Annotated in this window: 21 protein-coding genes and 2 pseudogenes; 12 read left to right on the top strand and 11 right to left on the bottom strand. The window is 74.8% G+C overall.

What is annotated here, in order from left to right; translation table 11 throughout:
- Nucleotides 1–31: 31 nt before the first annotated feature.
- From ABD973_RS32045 to ABD973_RS32055, 3 genes are read right to left on the bottom strand one after another with little or no spacing between them, the layout of a single operon-like run.
- Nucleotides 32–373, bottom strand: a complete 342-nt coding sequence (locus ABD973_RS32045; RefSeq protein ID WP_345503678.1) for a hypothetical protein — start codon at nucleotides 371–373, stop codon at nucleotides 32–34.
- Nucleotides 374–422: 49 nt separating this feature from the next.
- A complete protein-coding gene (locus ABD973_RS32050; protein ID WP_345503680.1) occupies nucleotides 423–1,496 on the bottom strand; it encodes an SDR family oxidoreductase in 1,074 nt (357 codons plus the stop codon).
- Between the two features lie 58 nt (nucleotides 1,497–1,554).
- Nucleotides 1,555–2,493: an NmrA/HSCARG family protein gene (locus tag ABD973_RS32055; RefSeq protein WP_125819906.1), complete on the bottom strand. Its 939-nt coding sequence runs from the start codon at nucleotides 2,491–2,493 to the stop codon at nucleotides 1,555–1,557.
- Nucleotides 2,494–2,731: 238 nt separating this feature from the next.
- Between ABD973_RS32055 and ABD973_RS32060 the strand changes: the two genes are divergently transcribed.
- Entirely contained in the window at nucleotides 2,732–4,528 is a 1,797-nt protein-coding gene (locus ABD973_RS32060; RefSeq protein ID WP_345503683.1) for a thiamine pyrophosphate-requiring protein, read from the top strand.
- Nucleotides 4,529–4,597: 69 nt separating this feature from the next.
- Here ABD973_RS32060 and ABD973_RS32065 read toward each other — a convergent pair whose 3' ends face one another.
- The gene (locus tag ABD973_RS32065; RefSeq protein WP_125819904.1) at nucleotides 4,598–5,404 is read right to left on the bottom strand and encodes a crotonase/enoyl-CoA hydratase family protein; all 807 of its coding nucleotides are present in this window, start codon (nucleotides 5,402–5,404) and stop codon (nucleotides 4,598–4,600) included.
- 74 nt (nucleotides 5,405–5,478) lie between these two features.
- Here ABD973_RS32065 and ABD973_RS32070 point away from each other — a divergent pair, with 74 nt between their 5' ends.
- The gene (locus ABD973_RS32070; RefSeq protein ID WP_125819903.1) at nucleotides 5,479–5,826 is read left to right on the top strand and encodes a GntR family transcriptional regulator; all 348 of its coding nucleotides are present in this window, start codon (nucleotides 5,479–5,481) and stop codon (nucleotides 5,824–5,826) included.
- A gap of 38 nt (nucleotides 5,827–5,864) precedes the next feature.
- Nucleotides 5,865–6,785: an SdpI family protein gene (locus ABD973_RS32075; RefSeq protein ID WP_345503686.1), complete on the top strand. Its 921-nt coding sequence runs from the start codon at nucleotides 5,865–5,867 to the stop codon at nucleotides 6,783–6,785.
- On the opposite strand, the pseudogene ABD973_RS32080 reads toward ABD973_RS32075, so the two are convergent.
- Nucleotides 6,786–6,950 (bottom strand): annotated as a pseudogene (locus ABD973_RS32080) (mycothiol transferase); the annotation flags it as partial.
- Nucleotides 6,951–7,008: 58 nt separating this feature from the next.
- Between ABD973_RS32080 and ABD973_RS32085 the strand changes: the two are divergent.
- Nucleotides 7,009–7,560, top strand: coding sequence for a PadR family transcriptional regulator (locus ABD973_RS32085; protein ID WP_125819902.1), 552 nt, complete (start codon nucleotides 7,009–7,011; stop codon nucleotides 7,558–7,560).
- Between the two features lie 43 nt (nucleotides 7,561–7,603).
- Complete coding sequence (locus ABD973_RS32090) at nucleotides 7,604–9,322, top strand: acyl-CoA dehydrogenase family protein (RefSeq protein ID WP_345503688.1); 1,719 nt, start codon at nucleotides 7,604–7,606, stop codon at nucleotides 9,320–9,322.
- 72 nt (nucleotides 9,323–9,394) lie between these two features.
- Here ABD973_RS32090 and ABD973_RS32095 read toward each other — a convergent pair whose 3' ends face one another.
- Entirely contained in the window at nucleotides 9,395–10,543 is a 1,149-nt protein-coding gene (locus ABD973_RS32095) for a baeRF2 domain-containing protein (protein ID WP_345503690.1), read from the bottom strand.
- A gap of 108 nt (nucleotides 10,544–10,651) precedes the next feature.
- A complete protein-coding gene (gene katG, locus ABD973_RS32100; protein ID WP_345503692.1) occupies nucleotides 10,652–12,844 on the bottom strand; it encodes a catalase/peroxidase HPI in 2,193 nt (730 codons plus the stop codon).
- 163 nt (nucleotides 12,845–13,007) lie between these two features.
- Here katG and ABD973_RS32105 point away from each other — a divergent pair, with 163 nt between their 5' ends.
- The 3 genes from ABD973_RS32105 to ABD973_RS32115 all read left to right on the top strand — a co-directional run bounded on the left by ABD973_RS32105 (nucleotide 13,008) and on the right by ABD973_RS32115 (nucleotide 14,531).
- A complete protein-coding gene (locus ABD973_RS32105) occupies nucleotides 13,008–13,628 on the top strand; it encodes a uracil-DNA glycosylase family protein (protein WP_386381922.1) in 621 nt (206 codons plus the stop codon).
- A 98-nt stretch (nucleotides 13,629–13,726) separates the two neighbouring features.
- On the top strand, nucleotides 13,727–14,050 hold the full coding sequence (locus ABD973_RS32110) for a plasmid stabilization protein (RefSeq protein WP_125819897.1): 324 nt from the start codon (nucleotides 13,727–13,729) through the stop codon (nucleotides 14,048–14,050).
- A gap of 46 nt (nucleotides 14,051–14,096) precedes the next feature.
- Nucleotides 14,097–14,531 (top strand): ATP-binding protein, encoded by a 435-nt coding sequence (locus tag ABD973_RS32115; RefSeq protein ID WP_125819896.1) that lies wholly within the window; start codon nucleotides 14,097–14,099, stop codon nucleotides 14,529–14,531.
- Nucleotide 14,532: 1 nt separating this feature from the next.
- Here ABD973_RS32115 and ABD973_RS32120 read toward each other — a convergent pair.
- Together ABD973_RS32120 and ABD973_RS32130 are read right to left on the bottom strand one after the other, a co-directional pair.
- Nucleotides 14,533–14,987: pseudogene (locus tag ABD973_RS32120) on the bottom strand (DUF6328 family protein).
- Between the two features lie 204 nt (nucleotides 14,988–15,191).
- Nucleotides 15,192–15,395: a CsbD family protein gene (locus ABD973_RS32130; protein ID WP_125819895.1), complete on the bottom strand. Its 204-nt coding sequence runs from the start codon at nucleotides 15,393–15,395 to the stop codon at nucleotides 15,192–15,194.
- A gap of 155 nt (nucleotides 15,396–15,550) precedes the next feature.
- On the opposite strand from ABD973_RS32130, the gene ABD973_RS32135 reads away from it, so the two are divergent.
- The 4 genes from ABD973_RS32135 (at nucleotide 15,551) to ABD973_RS32150 (ending at nucleotide 19,507) form a co-directional block, all read left to right on the top strand.
- The gene (locus ABD973_RS32135; protein ID WP_125819894.1) at nucleotides 15,551–16,042 is read left to right on the top strand and encodes a (2Fe-2S)-binding protein; all 492 of its coding nucleotides are present in this window, start codon (nucleotides 15,551–15,553) and stop codon (nucleotides 16,040–16,042) included.
- A complete protein-coding gene (locus tag ABD973_RS32140) occupies nucleotides 16,039–17,031 on the top strand; it encodes an FAD binding domain-containing protein (protein ID WP_125819893.1) in 993 nt (330 codons plus the stop codon). Before ABD973_RS32135 ends, ABD973_RS32140 begins: the two co-directional genes overlap by 4 nt.
- A gap of 45 nt (nucleotides 17,032–17,076) precedes the next feature.
- Nucleotides 17,077–19,197 (top strand): xanthine dehydrogenase family protein molybdopterin-binding subunit, encoded by a 2,121-nt coding sequence (locus ABD973_RS32145; RefSeq protein WP_125819892.1) that lies wholly within the window; start codon nucleotides 17,077–17,079, stop codon nucleotides 19,195–19,197.
- A gap of 85 nt (nucleotides 19,198–19,282) precedes the next feature.
- On the top strand, nucleotides 19,283–19,507 hold the full coding sequence (locus ABD973_RS32150; RefSeq protein ID WP_007262097.1) for a DUF6213 family protein: 225 nt from the start codon (nucleotides 19,283–19,285) through the stop codon (nucleotides 19,505–19,507).
- A 108-nt stretch (nucleotides 19,508–19,615) separates the two neighbouring features.
- Here ABD973_RS32150 and ABD973_RS32155 read toward each other — a convergent pair whose 3' ends face one another.
- Both ABD973_RS32155 and ABD973_RS32160 read right to left on the bottom strand, forming a co-directional pair.
- A complete protein-coding gene (locus ABD973_RS32155; RefSeq protein WP_345503703.1) occupies nucleotides 19,616–20,179 on the bottom strand; it encodes a hypothetical protein in 564 nt (187 codons plus the stop codon).
- A 1-nt stretch (nucleotide 20,180) separates the two neighbouring features.
- On the bottom strand, nucleotides 20,181–20,723 hold the full coding sequence (locus ABD973_RS32160) for a hypothetical protein (RefSeq protein ID WP_345503705.1): 543 nt from the start codon (nucleotides 20,721–20,723) through the stop codon (nucleotides 20,181–20,183).
- Nucleotides 20,724–20,811 lie beyond the last annotated feature (88 nt).

Here is a 20,811-nt window from a genome sequence, read left to right on the forward strand (position 1 = left end):
AGAGGCTCGCTGACGTCGGGGCCGCGTTTTGTCAGGTTTCGCTCAGGACGGGCCGGCCTGCGGCACGCTCCCGGGCGCGGCCGGCTCCGACGGGCGGCCGGACGTCCGCCAGGGTGGTGGCGCCCCGCCCGCGGACCGAGTCCAGGAAGCTGTCGTGCAGGCGCCTGCTGGCGTACCCGTTCGGGCACGGGACCGGACTTCCCGCCACCGTGTGCCAGGCGGAACCGCCGCGCGGGCGGACGGCCACGTACGCGAGGCCGTCGGACCAGTCGGTGCGGACCTCCAGCTCGCCGGTCAGCACGCCCGCTCCCGTCGTCCGTACGCCGCCCCGTCCCGCGACGACGGATCGGGTCGTCCACGAAGCCCAGCCCATGGTGCTCGCCTTCCTTCCGCTGCGGCCCCGCGCACCGGGCCCGGTGCCGTCACCGGCCCGGCACCTGCGGGGGAGGGGAGTGCGCTGCCGCTCGGTCGGCGCGTTCCCCCGTGGCCGGGGCACAAACCGCGCGGCGCCGCCAGGCCCGGGCCACGCCCGAGGACAGGGCCCCCATCCGGTGGGCGGCCCACTGCTGCGCGCTGCGGGCACGGGCCTTCCCGTCGAAACGCCCGTGCGCGCCGAAGTCGCGCTCCGCGTCGAGCGGAACGAACAGGTTGCCGGGGGAGTCGGACCGGCGGCGTTCACCGGTCTGCTGCGCGGACAGGCCGGTCCGCGCCAGGTAGCGGTCCAGCAGACCGGGCGCCAGCGCGTTCGCGATCAGGGTGGCGGCCGTGCTGCCGCCCACCCAGTACTCGCGCCGCCGCGGATGGTCGGCCGCGAAGAGCACCGCCCGGGCCGCGACCTCCGGCTGGTAGACCGGCGGTACCGGCTGCGCGCGCATCGGCAGCCGCGAACGGACCCGGTCGGACTGCGGCGTGTTCACCGCGGGCATCTGCACCATCGTCGTGCGCACCCGCGTCCCGGAGGCCGGCAGCTCGCAGCGCAGCGCCTCGTGCCAGCCCTGCAGCGCGTGCTTGGCCCCGCTGTAGGCGCTCTGCAGCGGGATCCCCCGGTAGGCGATGGCGGAGCCGACCTGTACGACCGTCCCCCGGTCGCGGGGCAGCATCCGCTTGAGCGCCGCGCGCGTGGCGTACACGTAGCCGAGGTAGGTCACCTCGGTCACCCGCCGGAACTCCTCCGGGGTGATCTCCGTGAACGGCGCGAACACCGAGGTGAAGGCGTCGTTGACCCAGACGTCGACGGGCCCCAGTTCCGCCTCCGCCCGTCCGGCCGCCGTCTCGACGGCGTCCGGGTCCGCTACGTCGGCCTCCAGGGTGATCACCTTGGCCGCTCCGGCCGGCTCGGCCTCCCGCCCGGCCGCCCGCAGCCCGGCGCGGCCCCGGGCGATCAGGGCGAGCCGGTCGCCGCGCGCGGCGAACGCGAGGGCGCAGGCCCGCCCGATGCCGGCGCTGGCGCCGGTGACGACCACGGTACGGGGGGTGTGCCGGGGGTGTGGTGCCATGCCCCGCGCCTGTCCCGCCGCGAGGGCCGCAAACCCCCCGGCAGGGCGGGCGGCACGGTCAGAACCGGTCGTGGTGGGCGGCCAGCCAGGTGGCGAAGTCCTGGAGGGCCGGGTTGATGCGGCGGACGGCGTCCAGGTCCCGGGCGCCGGTGAAGGAGGCCTCGCAGTCCGCGTAGAACTGGAACATGTTGCCGGCCTCTTCGGCACCGGGGAAGCCGAGCGCCCGGAAGGCGTCCGGGGTCAGGGGCCGGTAGTGGACCGGCCGGCCCAGGGACTCGGTCATGGCCGCGGCCATGTCCGCGAGCCGCAGGTGTTCGCCCGCGATGCTGATGGTGGCGGCGACGAAGTCCGCGCCGCCCTTGAAGACGGCGTGCGCGGTCTTGCCGATGTCGTCGACGGCGATGCCGGAGAGCCGCTTCTCGCCCATCGGGAAGACCAGCTCCAGGCTGCCGTCCTGCGCCCGCTGCGGCGCGAAGGCGCCCAGCAGGTTCTCCCAGTAGAACGTGGTCCGCAGGAAGGTGACGGGCACGCCCGCGTCGAGGAAGTACTGGTCCGCCTCCGCCTTGCCGTCGAAGTGCGGCACCTTGTACTGCCCCTGGAGCGTCGGCATCCGGGCGTCGTCGACCGGGATGCAGTGGCGGGTGTCCTCCAGGGTGGACCAGATCGCGTGCTGCACGCCCGCGTGGCCGGCCGCCCGGGCCAGGGCCGCCGCCTGCCGCTTCTCGTGCGCGGCGTCCATGTCCTCCCAGAAGTTGGTCACCAGGTACGCCCCGTACGCCCCTTCGAGCGCGGGCCCCAGGCTCGCCTCGTCGTCCAGGTCGGCCGCCACCACCTCCGCCCCGAGCCGCTCCAGCTCCCGCGCCCGGTCCGAGTCCGGGTGGCGCGTAACGGCGCGTACGGCGAAGTCGCCGTCCCGGTCCTCCAGGACGGACCGGGCCAGGGCACCCCCCTGCTGCCCGGTCGCGCCGAACACCGTGATCGTCCGCTTCCCGGTCATCGCCGGTCACCCACTCCCGCACACGTTCCGCGCCCCCGCGGGGGCGTCCGTGCTGCGAAACCTACGGGTGGCGGGCCGGAGCGGCGGGCGTCACACGCCGGGCCCGCCCGTATGGCCGTAAGGCGGCGCAAAGGCCGGCAAAGACCCGGCCCGGGCCGTCCACGGCACGAATGGGCCAGGTTGTCGCGGGCAGGCGCCGGTCGACGGGGGGCGAACCCGACGTGGAGGGAGCAGCACGATGAAGGTCGCCGACCACTTGTTGCGGCGCTTGCGGGAATGGGGTGTCGAGCACGTCTTCGCCTACCCCGGGGACGGCATCAACGGCATCCTCGCCGCCTGGGGGAGGGCCGGGGACCGGCCGCGCTTCATCCAGGCCCGCCACGAGGAGATGTCCGCCTTCCAGGCCGTCGGCTACGCCAAGTTCTCCGGCCGCACCGGGGTCTGCGCGGCCACCTCCGGCCCCGGCGCCATCCACCTCCTGAACGGCCTGTACGACGCGAAGCTCGACCACGTGCCGGTGGTGGCGATCGTCGGGCAGACGGACCGCAGCGCCATGGGCGGCGCCTACCAGCAGGAAGTCGACCTGCTGTCCCTCTACAAGGACGTGGCCTCCGACTTCTGCGAGATGGTCACCGTCCCCGAACAGCTGCCCAACGTCCTGGACCGGGCCATGCGCATCGCCGCCGCCCGGCGGGCGCCCACCGCGCTGATCATCCCCGCCGACGTGCAGGAACTCGAATACACGCCCCCCGCCCACGAGTTCAAGCAGGTGCCCTCCAGCCTGGGCACCGGCACCTACGCCCCCGTTCCCTCCGACGAGGCCGTAGCCCGGGCGGCCGAGATCCTCAACGCCGGGGAGAGGCCCGCGATCCTCATCGGACAGGGCGCGCGCAACGCCCGCGCCGAGGTCGAGGAGGTCGCCGGCCGGCTCGGCGCCGGCGTGGCCAAGGCGCTGCTCGGCAAGGACGCGCTGCCCGACACCCTGCCGTACGTCACCGGCTCCATCGGACTGCTCGGCACCCGGCCCTCGTACGAGATGATGCGCGACTGCGACACCCTGCTCGTGATCGGCTCCAGCTTCCCCTACACGCAGTTCCTGCCGGAGTTCGGCCAGGCCCGCGCCGTGCAGATCGACATCGAACCCGCCCTGGTGGGCCTGCGCTACCCCTTCGAGCTCAACCTCGTCGGCGACGCCGCCGAGACCCTGCGCCGGCTCGTCCCGCTGCTGGAGCGGCGCACCGACGGAGCCTGGCGCGAGTCGATCCGGCAGGGCGCCGAACGCTGGTGGGAGGTCATGGAGCGGCGCGCACGGGTCCCCGCGGACCCGGTCAACCCCGAGTACGTGGTCCACGCGCTGGACGGACTGCTGCCCGGCGACGCGATGCTCACCGCGGACTCCGGTTCCGCCGCCAACTGGTACGCGCGCCACCTGCGGTTCCGCGACGGCATGCGCGGCTCGCTGTCCGGCACCCTCGCCACGATGGGCCCCGGGGTGCCGTACGCGATCGGCGCGAAGTTCGCCCACCCCGGCCGCCCGGCCATCGCCCTCGTCGGCGACGGCGCGATGCAGATGAACGGGCTCGCGGAACTCATCACCGCCGCCAAGTACCACCGGGAGTGGAGCGACCCCCGCCTCGTCGTCGCGGTCCTCAACAACCGGGACCTCAACCAGGTCACCTGGGAGATGCGGGCCATGCAGGGCGCCCCGCAGTTCGAAGCCTCGCAGTCGCTCCCGGACGTCCCCTACGCCGCCGTCGCCGCCCACTTCGGCCTCGGCGGGGAGCGGGTGGAGAAGCCCGAGGACGTGGTGCCGGCCTGGCGGCGGGCGCTGGCCGCGGACCGCCCGTACGTCATCGACTTCCGCACCGACCCCGCCGTGCCGCCCATCCCGCCGCACGCCACCTGGGACCAGATCAAGGCCACCGCCGGCGCCGTCCTGCACGGCGACAGCGACCGTGGCGCCGTCCTGCGCCAGGGACTGAAGGCCAAGGTCCAGGAGTTCCTGCCCGGCAGCGGCGGGGGAGGCAGGGAGTGACCTCCGCCGGCCCGCGGGCCTTCGTCCACGCCCTCCTGGCGGAGACCGCCGTGCGCCTGGGGTCCGGGGTCAGCCGGTGAAGGAGCCGTGCCGGCCCGCCCCGGACGCGAAGCGCGCCGCCCCCGCGCCGGTCTCGCCCGCCTCCAGCGGGACCATGCCGTGCCGCAGTTCGGCCGCCAGCGCCTCGGGCTCGGGCAGGCCGTGCTGCTCCCGTACGGACAGCCGGTCGTGGCGCAGGCACAGCTGGGGGAACGCGGCGATCTCCCGGGCCAGTTCCTGCGCCGCCTCCCGGGACCGCCCCGACGGTACGAGGCGGTTGGCGAGCCCCATCGCGTAGGCCTCGGCCGCGGGCACCGGGCGGCCCGTCAGGATGAGGTCCATCGCCCGGCTCTCGCCGATCAGCCGCGGCAGCCGGACCGTGCCCCCGTCGATCAGCGGCACCCCCCAGCGCCGGCAGAACACCCCGAAGACCGCGTCCTCCTCCGCCACGCGCAGGTCGCACCACAGGGCGAGTTCCAGGCCTCCGGCGACGGCGTGTCCGGCGACGGCCGCGATGACCGGCTTGGTCAGCCGCAGCCGCGTCGGTCCCATCGGGCCGTCGCCGTCGGGCGCCACCCGGTTCCCGCGGCCGGTGCCGACGGCCTTGAGGTCGGCGCCCGCGCAGAACGTCCCGCCCTCGCCCCACAGCACCGCGACCGAGGCACCCTCGTCGGCCTCGAACGCCCGGAACGCGTCGGCCAGCAGGGTGGCGGTCGGCCCGTCCACGGCGTTGCGGGCGCCGGGCCGCGACAGCACCACGGTCGTCACGGGCCCGTCGCGTTCGACGCGGACGGAGGGGCCCGAGGGGGCGCAGGGGGCGGCGGGGGGTTTCGTCATGCCGGCATTCTGACGCGGCCGGGGACCCGGCGGCCAGAGTGTTTGAAGCCAATGGTGCTACTGTCAATGGCACCATGCTGCTGAGACTGAACACCGCGGACGGCCGGCCGCTGCACGAGCAGGTGGCCGGCGCGGTCCGGCGCGCCATCGCCGACGGCGAGTGCGGCCCGGGGGACCGCCTGCCCTCCGCACGGGACCTGTCCCTGGCGTTGGGGGTCAACACCAACACGGTCCTGCGCGGCCTGCGGGCCCTGCGCGACGAGGGCGTGCTGGAGTTCCGGCGCGGGCGGGGCGTGAGCGTGGCCGCCGGGGCGGACCTGCGGTCGGCGCTGCTCGACCGGGTGCGCGAACTCGTCGCGGAGGCCGCGCACTCCGGGTACAGCAGGAGCGATCTCATCGAAATGATCAGGGGGTTGCCGTGAAGGGTGTGAACGGGAGGGGCCGGTGGGGGAGCGGCGCGATGTGGGTGGCGGGGCCGTCCGCTGTGCTCGTCGCCCTGCCCTGGGCGGCGAGCGGCCGGCTGCCGGACCGGCTCGCGACCCACTGGAGCGGGGACTCGGGCGGCCCGGACGGCTCGATGCCGCTGTGGGCCGCGGCGGTCCTGCCGGCCCTCGTCTGGGTGGCCCTCGCCGTCCTCGCCCTCGGCCTCGTCCGCCCGCGCGGGAGCGCGGCGGCGCACGCCACGCTGGCGGCGGGGGCCGTCTTCCTCGTCGGCGCGCAGGCCGGGGTGGTCCGGGCGAACCTGGACCGCACGGACTGGCACCGGGCGGGCTCGGTGAACCTCGCGGTGGCCGTGACGGCCACGGTGGCGGCCGCGGTCGCGGGCCTTGCCGCCCGGGCGGCGACCCGGAACGGTTCCACCCCGGCGGCCCGGCCGGCGGGTGGTGCGCCGGGCATGGAGATACCGGCCGGCGAGACCCTCGTATGGCTCTCCCGCACGGCGAACCCCTGGCTGCTGGCCCTCGCGGCCCTGACCGGGGCGGGCGCGCTCGCCGCCGCCCTGGCGGCCGTCGCGGGCCTGGTCGCCCCGCCGTGGGCGCTCATGGCCCCCCTGGCGTTCGCGTCGCTCGCCGTCCTGGCCTGCTCCTCCGTACGGGTGCGCGTCAGCGACCGGGGCCTCGAAGTGGCCTTCGGCCCGTTGGGCCTGCCGGTCCGCCGCTGGCGGGCCGAGGACATCGAGTCGGCGTACGCGGAGCACCGGACCCCCGCCCAGGTGGGCGGCTGGGGGTACCGGCTCGGCGGCAAGGGGACGACGGTGATGCTCCGGGCGGGCGAGTGCCTGGTCGTCCACCCCCGCAGGGGCGCCGACTTCGCCGTCAGCGTCGGGGACGCGGAGCGGGGCGCGGCCCTGCTGAACTCCCTGGCCGCGCGGGCCCGCTGACTACTGGCCGACCCGGCCGTCCACGCACTCGCGCAGCAGGTCGGCGTGCCCGCAGTGGCGGGCGTACTCCTCGATCCGGTGCACCATCAGCTCCCGGACCGCGGCGGGACCGCCCGCCGGGCGAGCCGCTCGGGGTCCAGGCCCTCGCGCCGGCGGGTGAGCCGCGTCTCACCCGGGGCCCGGGACTTGTCTATGCAACGAGTTGCATAAGAGGATCGGGGGCATGGCGCTCGACCACGCGATCCTCGTCTCCCTGCTGGAGATGCCCGGCTCCGGATACGAACTGGCCCGCCGGTTCGACCGGTCCATCGGCTACTTCTGGACCGCCACCCACCAGCAGATCTACCGCGTCCTGGGCCGTATGGAGCGCGACGGGCTGCTCACCGCCCGCGCGGTGGCGCAGCAGGGGCGGCCGGACAAGAAGGAGTACTCCGTCGCCGGGCCCGGCCGGGCGGCGCTCTCGCGCTGGCTGCACGAGCCGATCGAGCCCGAGAGCATGCGCCACGACCTCGCCGTCAAGATCCGCGGGGCCGCCTTCGACGACCCGGCCGCGCTGATCCGCGAGGTCGAACGGCACCACCGGGTGCACGGTGAACGGCTCGCGCACTACCTCGCCGGGGAGCTGCGCGACTTCACCGGCCCCGAGGCCCCCGCCCCGCTCGACGCCGGGCAGGAGCTCCAGCACGCCGTACTGCGCGGCGGCATCGCCTACGAGCGGATGACGATCGCCTGGCTCGACGACGTCCTCGCCACCCTCCGCCGCCTCGGCGCCTGACACACGCGGCACCCACCATCCACACCACGGAAGGCGACCCCTCATGGCCGACGCCCTGCTCTTCAACCCGCGCACCTACGACCCCGCGCACTTCGACCCCGAGACCCGCCGCCTGCTGCGCGCCACCGTCGACTGGTTCGAGGAGCGCGGCAAGCGCAAGCTGATCGAGGACTACCGCTCCCGCGCCTGGCTCGGGGAGTTCCTCGCCTTCGCCGCCAAGGAGGGCCTGTTCGCCACCTTCCTGACCCCGGCATCCGCCGCCGGACGGGAGGACCAGCGCTGGGACACCGCCCGGATCGCCGCCCTCAACGAGATCCTCGGCTTCTACGGCCTGGACTACTGGTACGCCTGGCAGGTCACCATCCTCGGCCTCGGCCCGGTCTGGCAGAGCCAGAACGCCGACGCCCGCGCCCGCGCCGCCGAACTCCTCACCCAGGGAGAGGTGTTCGCGTTCGGCCTGTCCGAGCGGACCCACGGCGCCGACATCTACTCCACCGACATGCTGCTGGAGCCGTCCGCCGACGGCGGCTTCCGCGCGAGCGGCTCCAAGTACTACATCGGCAACGGCAACGCCGCCGGCCTGGTCTCCGTCTTCGGCCGCCGCACCGACGTCGAGGGCCCGGACGGGTACGTCTTCTTCGCCGCCGACAGCCGCCACCCGGCCTACCACCTGGTGCGCAACGTCGTCGACTCCTCCAAGTACGTCAGCGAGTTCCGCCTGGAGGACTACCCGGTGGCCGCCGCCGACGTCCTGCACACCGGACGCGCCGCCTTCGACGCCGCCCTCAACACCGTCAACGTCGGCAAGTTCAACCTCTGCACCGCCTCCATCGGCATCTGCGAGCACGCGATGTACGAGGCCGTCACCCACGCCCAGAACCGCATCCTCTACGGCCGCCCTGTCACCGCCTTCCCGCACGTGCGGCGCGAACTGGCCGACGCCTACGTCCGCCTCGTCGGCATGAAGCTGTTCAGTGACCGCGCCGTCGACTACTTCCGCTCCGCCGGCCCCGACGACCGCCGCTACCTCCTCTTCAACCCGATGACGAAGATGAAGGTGACCACCGAGGGCGAGAAGGTCATCGACCTCATGTGGGATGTCATCGCGGCCAAGGGCTTCGAGAAGGACACCTACTTCGCCGAGGCGGCGGTCGAGATCCGCAGCCTGCCCAAGCTCGAGGGCACCGTCCACGTCAACCTCGCGCTGATCCTCAAGTTCATGCGCAACCACCTGCTGGAGCCGGTCGACTACCCGGCCGTGCCCACCCGCCTCGACGCGGCCGACGACGACTTCCTCTTCCGGCAGGGCCCGGCCCGCGGCCTGGGCTCCGTACGCTTCCACGACTGGCGGCCCGCCTTCGACGCGTACGCCGACGTGGCGAACGTGGCCCGGTTCCGCGAACAGGCCGACGCCCTGTGCGAGTTCGTCGCCACCACCGCCCCCGACGAGGAGCAGAGCCGCGACCTCGACTTCCTCCTCTCCGTCGGCCAGCTCTTCGCCCTGGTCGTGCACGCCCAGCTGATCCTGGAACAGGCCCGCCTGACGGACCTGGACCCGGACGTCCTCGACGAGCTGTTCTCCGTCCTCGTCCGCGACTTCTCCGGCCACGCCGTCGAACTGCACGGCAAGGACTCCGCCACCGAAGCGCAGCAGGCCTGGGCGCTGGGCGCCGTACGCCGTCCGGTCGTCGACGAGGCCCGCGCGGCGCGGATCTGGCAGCGCGTCGAGGCGCTGTCCGGGGCCTACGAGATGGCCCCCTAGCCCCCGACCCGAGCCGACCACACACCACAGGGCCACCCGCTGCCGGCCGGCGGCGGGTGGCCCCCGCGGTCGTCACACCGTCCAGCGCAGCACCGCCCCCACCCCGCCCGCCGGTCCCGGCATGCCCGCCGGGACGACGAGGACCTCGCAGCCGGCCGCCGCCGCGGAGCGCAGCAGCGCGTCGTCCGCGCGGGCCCGTACCGGCTTGCCGACGCCCATCGCCCGGGCCTGGCCGCGCTGCACCGCGACCTCGTCCACGCCGGGCCCGATCCACACCTCCCGCCCCGCGTCGGAGCCCTCCGGCCCGAGCAGCAGCGTCGCCACCTGGTGGCTGCGGACCGCGTCCACCACCGCCGGCATGCCCTCGGCGGCCTGGCCCGGTCCGGTGTCCACGGTGGACTCCCGGTGCTCGCCGGGCCGGCCCCGGCCCGCGCGGAACCGTTCCAGGGCGGCTTCCAGCCGCTCGCGCGCGAAGCCCTCGCGCACCCGCGCGATCTCCCGTTCGAGGACCTCGCGGGAGGCGCCCGGCGAGCGCCCGCCGCCATCTGCCTCGACGGCCACCGCCCGCATCGGTTCCGGCAGCCGGCCGTGGACGGCCCGCCGCTCCCGGGCGTCGCCGGCCAGCACCAGCAGCCCGGCGCCGCTCCCGTGCCACTGCCGGGACAGCTCGGCGGCGACGGCCCCGGCCGTCTCGTGCCAGGCGTTCTCGGCCCGGTTCCGGTAGTGCCACTCGTACCGGTCCGTCGGTACGCCCCGGTGCCCCCGGTCCTGCTCCCCGCTGCCCCGCACCCGGCCCAGGGCCGTACGGCGGGTGCCCTCGCGCAGTTCCAGATCGGCGCCCGCGCGGTCGAGGTACGCCACCAGGCAGGCCGGCTCCTCCCCGCGCAGCCCGGCCAACGGGGCGATGTGCGGCAGCACGGTCCAGGTCGCCTCGGTGGCCGCCGGCGCCTTCGCCAGCGGCACGTCCAGCAGGACCTCGGCGCCCGAGGCGAACAGCGCCCGGCCGGGCGGCGCCCCGCTGACCGGCTCCCCGAGGAGCCGGTTCACCACGGCCCGGACGGTGTAGGCGTCGGCGCCCGCGTCGATCAGCTGTGCGGCGACGGCCCGCTCCCGCAGGGCCCGGATCCGCTGCGCGTCCTCCGTCGCGCGGCTGCCTTCCTCGTACACGGAGGCCCAGGGGCCGGGGCGGGAGAAGAGCGGTTTGAGGAAACCCAGTTCCATGACGTCCCCCAAGGGGTTCGGTAAGGCACGCGGGGTCCTCCTCCCAGGATGCGCCGCCCGCCGGGGGCGTGCCCACCGGCCGGCCCGCGGGGGGCCGGCCGGGCCGGGTCACGCGAGGTCGAAGCGGTCCAGGGTCATCACCTTGTCCCACGCCGCCACGAAGTCGCGCACGAACTTCTCGCCCGCGTCCTGTGACGCGTACACCTCGCACAGGGCCCGCAGCTGGGAGTGCGAGCCGAAGACGAGGTCGACCGCCGTCGCCGTCCACCTGACCTTGCCCGTGGCGCGGTCCCGCCCCTCGAACACGTTCTCGTCCGTGGCCGAGGCCGTCCACTCCGTCGCCATGTCCAGCAGGTTCACGAAGAAGTCGGTGGTCAGCGCCTGCGGCCGGTCGGTGAGGACGCCGTGCCGGGCGCCCCGGAAGCCGGCGTCCAGCGCCCGCATGCCGCCCGTCAGCACCGTCATCTCCGGTGCGGTCAGCGTCAGCATGTTGGCCCGGTCCAGCAGGAGCGTCTCCGGCGACAGCTTCTCTCCCGCCCGGAGGTAGTTGCGGAACCCGTCCGCCCTGGGTTCGAGCACGGCGAACGACTCCACGTCGGTCTGCTCCTGGGAGGCGTCGGTACGCCCCGCCGCGAACGGCACCGTCACCGGGTGCCCGGCGTCCTTGGCCGCCTTCTCGACGGCCGCGCAGCCGCCCAGGACGATCAGGTCGGCGAGGGACACCTTCTTCCCGCCGCTCTGCGCGGCGTTGAAGTCCTGCCGGATCCGGTCGAGGGCCGCCACCGTCCCCGACACCTCGGCCCCGGCATTGGCCTCCCAGTCCTTCTGCGGCGCGAGCCGGATCCGGCCGCCGTTGGCGCCGCCCCGCATGTCGGTGCCGCGGAAGGACGCGGCCGCGGCCCAGGCCGTGGCGGCCAGCTGGGAGACGGACAGACCCGAGCCGAGCACCCGGGCCTTGAGGTCGGCGATCTCGGCGTCCCCGACCAGCGCGTGGTCGACGGCGGGGACCGGGTCCTGCCACAGCTGCGGCTCGGGGATCCACGGGCCGAGGTAGCGCGAGACGGGACCCATGTCGCGGTGCAGCAGCTTGTACCAGGCACGGGCGAAGGCGTCCGCGAGCTTGGCCGGGTCCTCGTGGAAGCTCCTCGCGATCGGGCCGTAGACCGGGTCCACCTTCAGCGCGAGGTCCGTCGTCAGCATCATCGGGGCGTGCCGGCGCGCCGGGTCGTGCGCGTCCGGCACCGTGTCCCGGGCCGCGGGATCCGTCGGCGTCCACTGCTGCGCGCCGGCCGGGCTGCGGGTCAGCTCCCAGTCGTAGCGGAACAGGTTGTCCAGGTAGCCGTTGTCCCACTTCGTCGGCTCGGTCGTCCAGGCGCCCTCCAGGCCGCTGGTGATCGTGTCGACGCCCACGCCGGTACCGGACGAGTTCGTCCAGCCGAGCCCCTGCTGCTCGATGGGCGCGGCCTCGGGCTCGGGGCCGACGTATTCGGGATCGACCGCGCCGTGGCACTTGCCGAACGTGTGCCCGCCCACGATCAGGGCGACGGTCTCCTCGTCGTTCATCGCCATGCGCCCGAACGTCTCCCGGATGTCCCTGGCGGCGGCGACGGGGTCCGGGTTTCCGTTCGGCCCCTCCGGATTGACGTAGATCAGCCCCATCTGCACGGCACCGAACGGGCCGGTCAGCTCCCTGTCGCCGCTGTAGCGCTCGTCGCCGAGCCAGGTGTCCTCGGAGCCCCAGAAGATCTCCTCCGGCTCCCAGATGTCCTCCCGGCCGAACCCGAAGCCGAACGTCCTGAACCCCATGGACTCCATGGCGCAGTTCCCGGCGAAGACGAGGAGGTCCGCCCAGGAGACCTTCCGGCCGTACTTCTGCTTGACCGGCCACAGCAGGCGGCGCGCCTTGTCGAGGCTCGCGTTGTCCGGCCAGCTGTTGAGGGGGGCGAAGCGCTGCGCGCCGGAACCGCCGCCGCCGCGGCCGTCGGCGATCCGGTACGTGCCCGCCGCGTGCCAGCTCATCCGGATGAAGAGCGGCCCGTAGTGGCCGTAGTCGGCGGGCCACCAGTCCTGCGAGGCCGTCATGACCTCGATGACGTCCCGCTTCAGGGCCTCGACGTCCAGGCCCGTGAATTCCCTCGCGTAGTCGAAGTCCTCGCCCATCGGGTTCGCCCGGGGGGAGTGCTGGTGGAGAACCTGCAGGTCCAGCTGGTTCGGCCACCAGTCCCGGTTCGTCATGGGGCGGCGGGTCGGCGTCGCGGCCGGGGAGGGGATTGCGGGGTTCTCGCTTTCGCTGCCGGACACGTCCGTCCTTCTTCCTGTCTCGGTGTCTCCACCTGCGGGCTGCTTGCTCTCGGCGTCCGTATGGTCGCGCACTGTGACCCGTGCGGCGGACAGAACACGCAGGGCACCTCGCCGGGGCAGGAACACGGGCATCCTGGCCGCGGGCCCCGAGGGGGCCGAACGGGTGAGGGCCGCCGCCGGAGCCGGGCCGCCGGACAGGAGTACGACGCCCGCCCCTGCCTCCCCGAGGGGGGGAGGCCTGCGGAACCCGAAGCGGGCCGCCGCCGGCTGCCGGGGGTGCCCCCTCTTCCGGAACGCCACCCAGACCGTCTTCGGCACGGGCCCCGCCCGCGCGCGGCTGATGCTCGTCGGCGGGCAGCCCGGCGACCAGGAGGACCTGCGGGGTGAACCCTTCGTGGGTCCGGCGGGCCGCCTGCTGCGCGAGGCCCTCGACGAGGCCGGGCTCGGGGACGAGGGCGCGTACCTGACCAATGTGGTCAAGCACTTCAAGCGGCCGTGGCTCCTGGAGGAACTGCGGCTGGTCGCCCCCGAGGTGCTGGTGCTGCTGGGAGGCACCGCCGGCAAGGCCCTGCTGGGCTCCTCGTTCCGGGTGGGCGAGAGCCGCGGCCAGCTCGTGCCGATGCCCCCGCCGGCCGGCCCGGGGGAGGGCGCGGCGCCGGGGCGGCTGCTGGCCACGGTCCACCCGTCGGCGGTGCTGCGGTCCCGGGACCGCGCGGCGGCCTTCGCGGGCCTGGTCGCGGACCTGTCCGTGGCGGCCGTCGCGCTGGGACGGCCGGGGGCCTGAGCGCGGCTGAATGAGCCGTCCGCACCCGGGCAGGCGAACGGCGTGGACCCGGATCCGCCGGGTCCGCCCACGCATACCGACACGAAGAGGAGGGGGCCATGCCCCGCGGATCCAGCCCCAAGCGAGAACGCCAGTACGAGCACATCAAGGAGAGCGCCGAACAGCGCGGCGAGAGCACGGACCGCGCCAAGGAGATCGCGGCGCGGACGGTCAACAAGGAACGGGCCCGCTCCGGCGAGTCGAAGACCGCCAGCCGCTCCTCCACCCAGGACACCTCCTCCTCCAAGCGGGGCGGGCAGCGCTCGCACAGCGGTTCGCAGGGCCCCACCAAGGAGCAGCTCTACAACGAGGCCAAGCAGAGGAACATCGAGGGCCGCTCGAAGATGGACAAGTCCGAGCTGAAACGCGCCCTCGGCCACTGACGCGCCGACGCACCACGACACGAGGCACGTCGGGGAGACGATTTCCATGCCTCCGCATCCGGCCCACCCGAACCCGGCGACGCTCCACCTGCCCCTGCACGGGGAGAGCGCCGCCGCCGACGCCCGTCATGCGGCCCGCGCCTTCCTCGACCCGCCCGCCGGCGGCGGCCACCCGTTCCCGGCACCGGTCCTCGACGCCGCCCTGCTGGTGGTCAGCGAACTCGTCACCAACGCCGTCCGCCACGCCGGCGGCCGCTGCACGCTGGACATGCGGCTGCGCTCCGACGGGATCGACATCGAGGTCACGGACGGCAGCCGCGAGGAGCCGCTGGCCCGCCGGCCCGATCAGCAGGGCGAGGGCGGCTGGGGCTGGCACCTGGTCAACCGGATCTCCACCGACGTGGAGATCCGCCACCACCACGGACCGCCCGCGGGCAAGACGATCCACGTACACGTCGCCCGGGGCTCCCTCGGGGGCTGACTCACCGGACACCCGTCCGGCGGCGGGCCTCGGGCACCGCCGCCGGACGGGTGTCCGGGCGGGGACGGCGCCGCAGCAGGGCGGCCGGGACCAGCCAGCACACCCCGCACCACAGAGCCAGCCCCGCGTCGAGGAGCAGGGCCGTGCCCGGGGCCGTGACCTGGCGCAGCAGCACCAGGATGCCCAGGGAGGTCATCGCCGGCAGCAGGGCCATGCCCGCCGTGACGAGCCGGGACGCCCAGGCGACCGTCTCCGGCTTCAGCCTCAGCCCCGTCACCAGGCGGTGCAGGGCCACCGGCCCCGTCAGCGCCGCCATGGCGCCGACACCGCACAGCCCGCACACCACGTAGAGCAGCCGGTCCGTCCCGCCCAGGTGCCCGAACGCGTGAACGCCACCGCGAGCAGGAACGCCAGCAGCAGCTGGACGGCGGTCAGGGAGACGCGTACCTCGTGCATCAGCTCCAGCCACAGCCGGTCGGCGCGCTCGTCACACGTCTCCCGGCGCTGCCCCACGTTCGACGCCCGGGCGATCACGGGACACCGCCGCGGTCCGGGCCCCCGGATCCAGCTCCATGGCCGACACCTGGGACACCTCCTGATGTGGCGCGTGCCCCCCGGCCGGGACCGGCCGGGGGGCACGTTCGTACGGGGCGTGAGGGGTCAGGTGCCGTGGCGGCGGCCGCGCAGCGAGTCGCCGACTCCGCGCACGCTCTGGTCGGCCTTGCCCGCGGCTTCCTGAGCCTTGCCCTTGGCCTGGTCGACCTTGCCCTCGGCCTTCATCCGGTCGTTGCCGGACACCTTGCCGAGGGTTTCCTTCGCCTTGCCCTTCGCCTGCTCCATCTTGCCCTTGGCCTTCTCAGCCATGGCGGACTCCTTTCAACAGCCTCGTCCCGCGCCTGCCCAGGTTCCGCCGTCCGAACCCGATCGGGTGGAACCGGACGCCGAAGCGTTGCGGCGCACCCCCAGCCGGTTAGACGCCAGGGGACGGGGGAACCGCGAGGAGAGGCAGGCGCTTCGTCATGGACGGCCAGGAGGCCACGCACTCGCAGGTCACGCTCCACGTCAACGGCGAACGCCACGCACTCGACCTGGACCACCGCACGACCCTGCTCGACGCGCTCCGCGAGCGGCTGGACCTCACCGGCGCGAAGAAGGGCTGCGACCACGGCCAGTGCGGGGCGTGCACCGTCCTCGTCGACGGCCGGCGCCTCAACAGCTGCCTGCTGCTCGCCGTCGCCCACGACGGCGCACAGGTCACCACCGTCGAGGGCCTCGCCGACGAGGACGGGCGCCCGCACCCCCTCCAGGAGGCGTTCGTCGCCCGCGACGCCCTCCAGTGCGGCTTCTGCACGCCCGGCCAGCTCTGCTCGGCCGTCGGGATGCTCGCCGAACTGGCGGCGGACGGCGCGGAGGCGACCCGCGAGGCCGTCGCCGAGCGCCTCAGCGGCAACCTGTGCCGCTGCGGCGCCTACCCGCGCATCGTCGACGCCGTACGGGACGTGATCACGTGAAGCCCTTCCGCTACGTCCGCCCCGCGAGCCTCGCCGAGGCGGCCGAGGCCCACGGCGGCCGGCCCGGCTCCGCCTACCTGGCCGGCGGCACCAACCTCGTCGACCTCATGAAGCTCGGCGTCGCCCGCCCCGACACCCTCGTGGACGTCGCCCGGCTGCTCCCCGCCGGGGTCGAGGCCACCGCCCCGGGCGGCGTACGCGTCGGCGCCGGAGTCCGCGGCACCGACCTCGCCGCACACCCCCTCGCCGGGGCCCGCTGCCCGGTCCTCGCCCAGGCCCTGCTGTCGGGCGCCTCGGGACAGCTGCGCAACGCCGCGACCACCGGCGGCAACCTGCTCCAGCGCACCCGGTGCGGCTACTTCCAGGACGTGTCCAAGCCCTGCAACAAACGCGACCCCGGCAGCGGCTGCGCGGCCCTCGACGGCGTCAACCGCGAACACGCCGTGCTCGGCCACTCCCCGCTCTGCGTCGCCACCCACCCCTCCGACCTCGCGGTGGCGCTGAGCGCACTGGACGCCGAGGTGGAGGTCACCGGCGCCGACGGCATCCGCACGGTGCCGCTCGACGGCTTCCTGCGACTGCCCGGAGAGCGGCCCGACCAGGACACCACCCTGCGGCACGGCGAACTCGTCACCGCGGTCCTGCTGCCGCCCGGAGCCTTCGGCGCGCCCAGCGCGTACCGCAAGGCCCGCGACCGGGCCTCGTACGCCTTCGCGCTCGCCTCGGTGGCCGCGGTCCTGGAGACCCGGGACGGCCTGGTGTCACGGATCGCGCTCGCCTTCGGCGGGCTGGCGCACCGGCCCTGGCGGGCCCGGGCGGCCGAGGAACGCCTGCTGGGCGAGCGGCCCACGGCCGAAGCCGTCCGCGCGGCCGTGGACGCCGAACTCGCGGCGGCCCGCCCGCTGCGCGACAACGCCTTCAAGGTGCTCCTCGCCGGCAACCTCGCCCGCCACGTACTGGCCGGGCTCGCCGGGCCCGCGCGGGACTGAGCCCCGCCGGCCGGGCGGGGAGCGACAGGAAAGAGGAGACGGACCATGGAAGGCACCCCCGCGCTCGGCTCGCCCGCCCCTCGGCGGGAAGCCGCGCTGAAGGTCACCGGCGCCGCCCGCTACGCCGCCGACCACACCCCGCCCGGCTGCCTGTACGCCTGGCCGGTGCCGGCCACCGTGGCCGCCGGCCGGACGGTCCGCGTGGACACGGCCGCCGCCGCGGCGCTGCCCGGGGTCGCGGCCGTCCTCACCGCCGCCGACGCGCCCCGGCTCGGACCCACCGAGGACGGCGAGCTGCGGCTGCTCCAGGACGACCGGGTACCCCACCACGGCTGGTACGTCGCCCTCGCCGTCGCCGACACCCCCGAGCGCGCCCGCGCCGCCGCCGAGGCCGTGTCCGTCACGTACGACACCGCCGGCGCGGCCCCCGACGTCCGTCTGCACGAAGGCCACCCCGGCGCCTACGAGCCCGAGCAGGTCAACGGCGGCTACCCGGCACGCCGCGAGCGGGGCGACGCGCTCGCCGCGTACGAGGCCGCCCCGGTCCGCCTCGACCTCCGCTACGCGGTGCCCCCGCTGCACAACCACCCCATGGAGCCGCACGCCGCCACCGCCGTCTGGGACGCCGACGGGGAACGGCTGACCGTGTACGACTCCAGCCAGGGGGCCGGGCTCGTGCGCACCGTCCTCGCCTCACTGTTCGGCCTGGCCGAGGAGCGCGTCACCGTGCACTCGGAGCACGTGGGCGGCGGCTTCGGCTGCAAGGGCACGCCCCGCCCGCACGTCGTGCTCGCCGTGATGGCGGCCCGGCACACCGGCCGGCCCGTCAAGCTCGCGCTGCCCCGCGCCCACCTGCCCGCCGTCGTGGGCCACCGCGCCCCCACCCTGCACCGGCTGCGCCTGGGGGCGCGGCCCGACGGCACCCTCACGGCCCTCGCGCACGAGATCACCACCCACACCTCGCGCATCCGCGAGTTCGTCGAACAGGCGGCCGTACCCTCCCGGGTCATGTACGCGGCCCCCGGCCTGCTCACCGCGCACCGCGTCGTCCCGCTCGACGTGCCCACCCCCTCGTGGATGCGGGCACCGGGGGAGACGCCCGGCATGTACGCGCTGGAATCGGCGATGGACGAACTGGCCGACGCCGTGGGCGTGGACCCCGTCGAGCTGCGCGTGCGCAACGAGCCCAACGCCGAACCGGACAGCGGGCGCCCGTACAGCAGCCGCGGCCTGGTCGCCTGCCTGCGCGAGGGAGCACGGCGCTTCGGCTGGCCGGACACCCGCGGCCCGCGCACCCGGGACGGCCTGCTGACCGGTGCGGGCGTGGCCGCGTCCACGTACCCGGTGTACCTGGCCCCCTGCCAGGCCCTGGCGCACGCCCTGCCGGACGGCAGCTACCGGGTGGAGGTGGCCGCCACCGACATCGGGACCGGCGCGCGGACCGTCCTGGCCATGGTGGCGGCGGACGCGCTGGGCGTGCCCGCCGACCGGGTGGCGAGCGTGGTCGGACACTCGGACCTGCCCCCGGCGTCGGTGGCGGGCGGCTCGTCCGGCACCGGGTCCTGGGGGTGGGCGGTGCACGAGGCCTGCCGCGCCCTCGCGCTGAAACTCGCGCGGCGCGACGGGAAGGTACCCGAGGGCGGCCTGTGCGCGTCCGCCGACACCACGGCGGCCGTCAAACAGCGCTCGCCGTACGCCCGGCACGCCTTCGGCGCCCAGTTCGCCGAGGTGTCGGTCGACCCGGTCTCCGGCGAGGTACGGGTGCTGCGCATGCTGGGCGTCTTCGCGGCCGGCCGCATCCTCAACCCGCTGACGGCCCGCTCCCAGTTCGTCGGCGGCATGGTGATGGGCCTGGGGATGGCGCTCACCGAGCACTCCCCGCTGGACCCGGTGCACGGGGACTTCACCGCGCGGGACCTGGCCTCGTACCACGTGCCGGTGCACGCGGACGTGCCCGACATCGAGGCGCACTGGGTCGACGAGCACGACAAGCACCTCGACCCGATGGGCAGCAAGGGGATCGGCGAGATCGGCACGGTGGGAGCGGCCGCCGCCATCGGCAACGCCTTCGCCCGGGCGACCGGCCGCCGCATCCGCGAACTGCCCCTCACCCCCGACCGGGTCCTGGCCGCCCTGGCGGCCGGCGAAGGCCCGGACGGCGGCTGAGCCCGGCCACGGCCGAGCGGCCGCTGACGGTTGTCCTCGCCCAGCGCGGGTAGCCGACGGTAAGGAGCCGTCCGGGAGGAGTCCCATGATCCAGGTCTCGATACCGCTGTTTCCCGCGGACGACGGCGGTCTGCTGATCCCCGCGGACCACGTCACCGCGCTGCTGCGGCAGCTGGCCGAGGACTGGCTGCACGCCACCGAGACGGGCGAGATGCCGGCCGACGAGGAGACGGTGTCCGAACTCGCCGACGTCCTGACCGAGCTCGCCGATCAGATCGACGTCGAATGCATCGGCTGCGCCTCGGAGTAGCCCCCACGCCACCCGCGTCCGGAACGGCGGGGAGCGCGGAAGCCGAAGCTTCCGCGCTCCCCGCCGTTCTGCGCCCGGTGGGCCGCCCCCGGGGCGGTCCCCAGGTCCTCAGGTCTTCAGCAGCCGGTTGAAGAACGACCGGTAGTGCTGGAGCGCCCTCCGCAGCTCCTCGGTGGGTACGCGGTCCCCGCTCTGCCACTGGCCTTCCAGGTCCTGCTTGTGCGCGGCGAAGGTCCCGGCGAGGTTCTGCATGACCTCGGCCACCAGGGTGTCCGCGGACGTGACGGCGTCCTTGGGGTCGTCGACGAAGCGGCCCTGGATCTCGGCCCATTGCGTGCGGTAGCGCTCGGCTTCCTCGGCGGCGAGCAGCGGCTGCTCGTCCCCGGCGTCCGGTTCCACGGGCTCCCGCCCCAGGGGCTCCTCGTCCTGGGCGGCCAGGCCCTCGTCGTCCCGGCGGGGCAGGCCTGCGCCGCTGTCCTCACCGGCCAGGCCTGCGCCGCGCTCGGCCCCGGCGTCCGTTCCGGCGTCCGTTCCGGCGTCCGTCCCGGTGTCCGGGGACGCCTCGCCGGGGTAGACCGGCGCACCGCGGCCGTCCGCCACGCCCGTGCCCGCGAGGTCCTCCGTGCTCAGGGGGGTGTGTCCGGCGCGCGTGTTCTCGTCGTGCGTCTGCATGTCATCGGCTCCTCTGATCCGTGAGCAGTTCGTCGAACAGGGCGCGGTAGTGCACCATCGCGCCGCGCAGCTCCTCCGTCGTCGCCCGGCCGTCCACGCTCCGCGTCTTGACGTCGTGCGCCGCCCGGTAGTGCTCCAGCGTGCGGCCGTGCTCGACCGACAGGTCGCGCACCGCTCCCTGATAGCCCTCGGTGGGGTACCCGCGCTCCCGCATCAGCCGGGAGACCAGGTCGTCCGCCTCGCCGACGGCGCCCGCCGGGCGGTCCACGAAGTGCTCTTGGACGGCGGTCCACTGCTCGGTGTACTGGCGCCGGCGGTCCGGAGGGAGTTCTTTGATGTCGAGCCGGTCGTGCCGGGCCTCCCGGGCCCGCAGCTCGCGCTCGGCGGCCAGGGCGCCGCCCTTCTCCTCGACCGTGCGCTCGTATTCCGGCCCGAAGCGGTCGCGCAGGTGCCGCCGCCGGGCCAGCAGCCACATGATCGCGGCGAGGGCGATCACCACGACCACCCCGGCGGCGATGACTGCGATGAGTGTGCTTGTGGACATCCTGGGCCTCCGTCCTGGGGCCTTTCGCCTGTATGGGCGCGGCTGCCCACCCTCGTGCGGGACAAACTCGTGCCGGACCGGGCCGCCC

The sequence above is a fragment of the Streptomyces racemochromogenes genome, assembly GCF_039535215.1.
Classification (GTDB): Bacteria; Actinomycetota; Actinomycetes; order Streptomycetales; family Streptomycetaceae; genus Streptomyces; species Streptomyces racemochromogenes.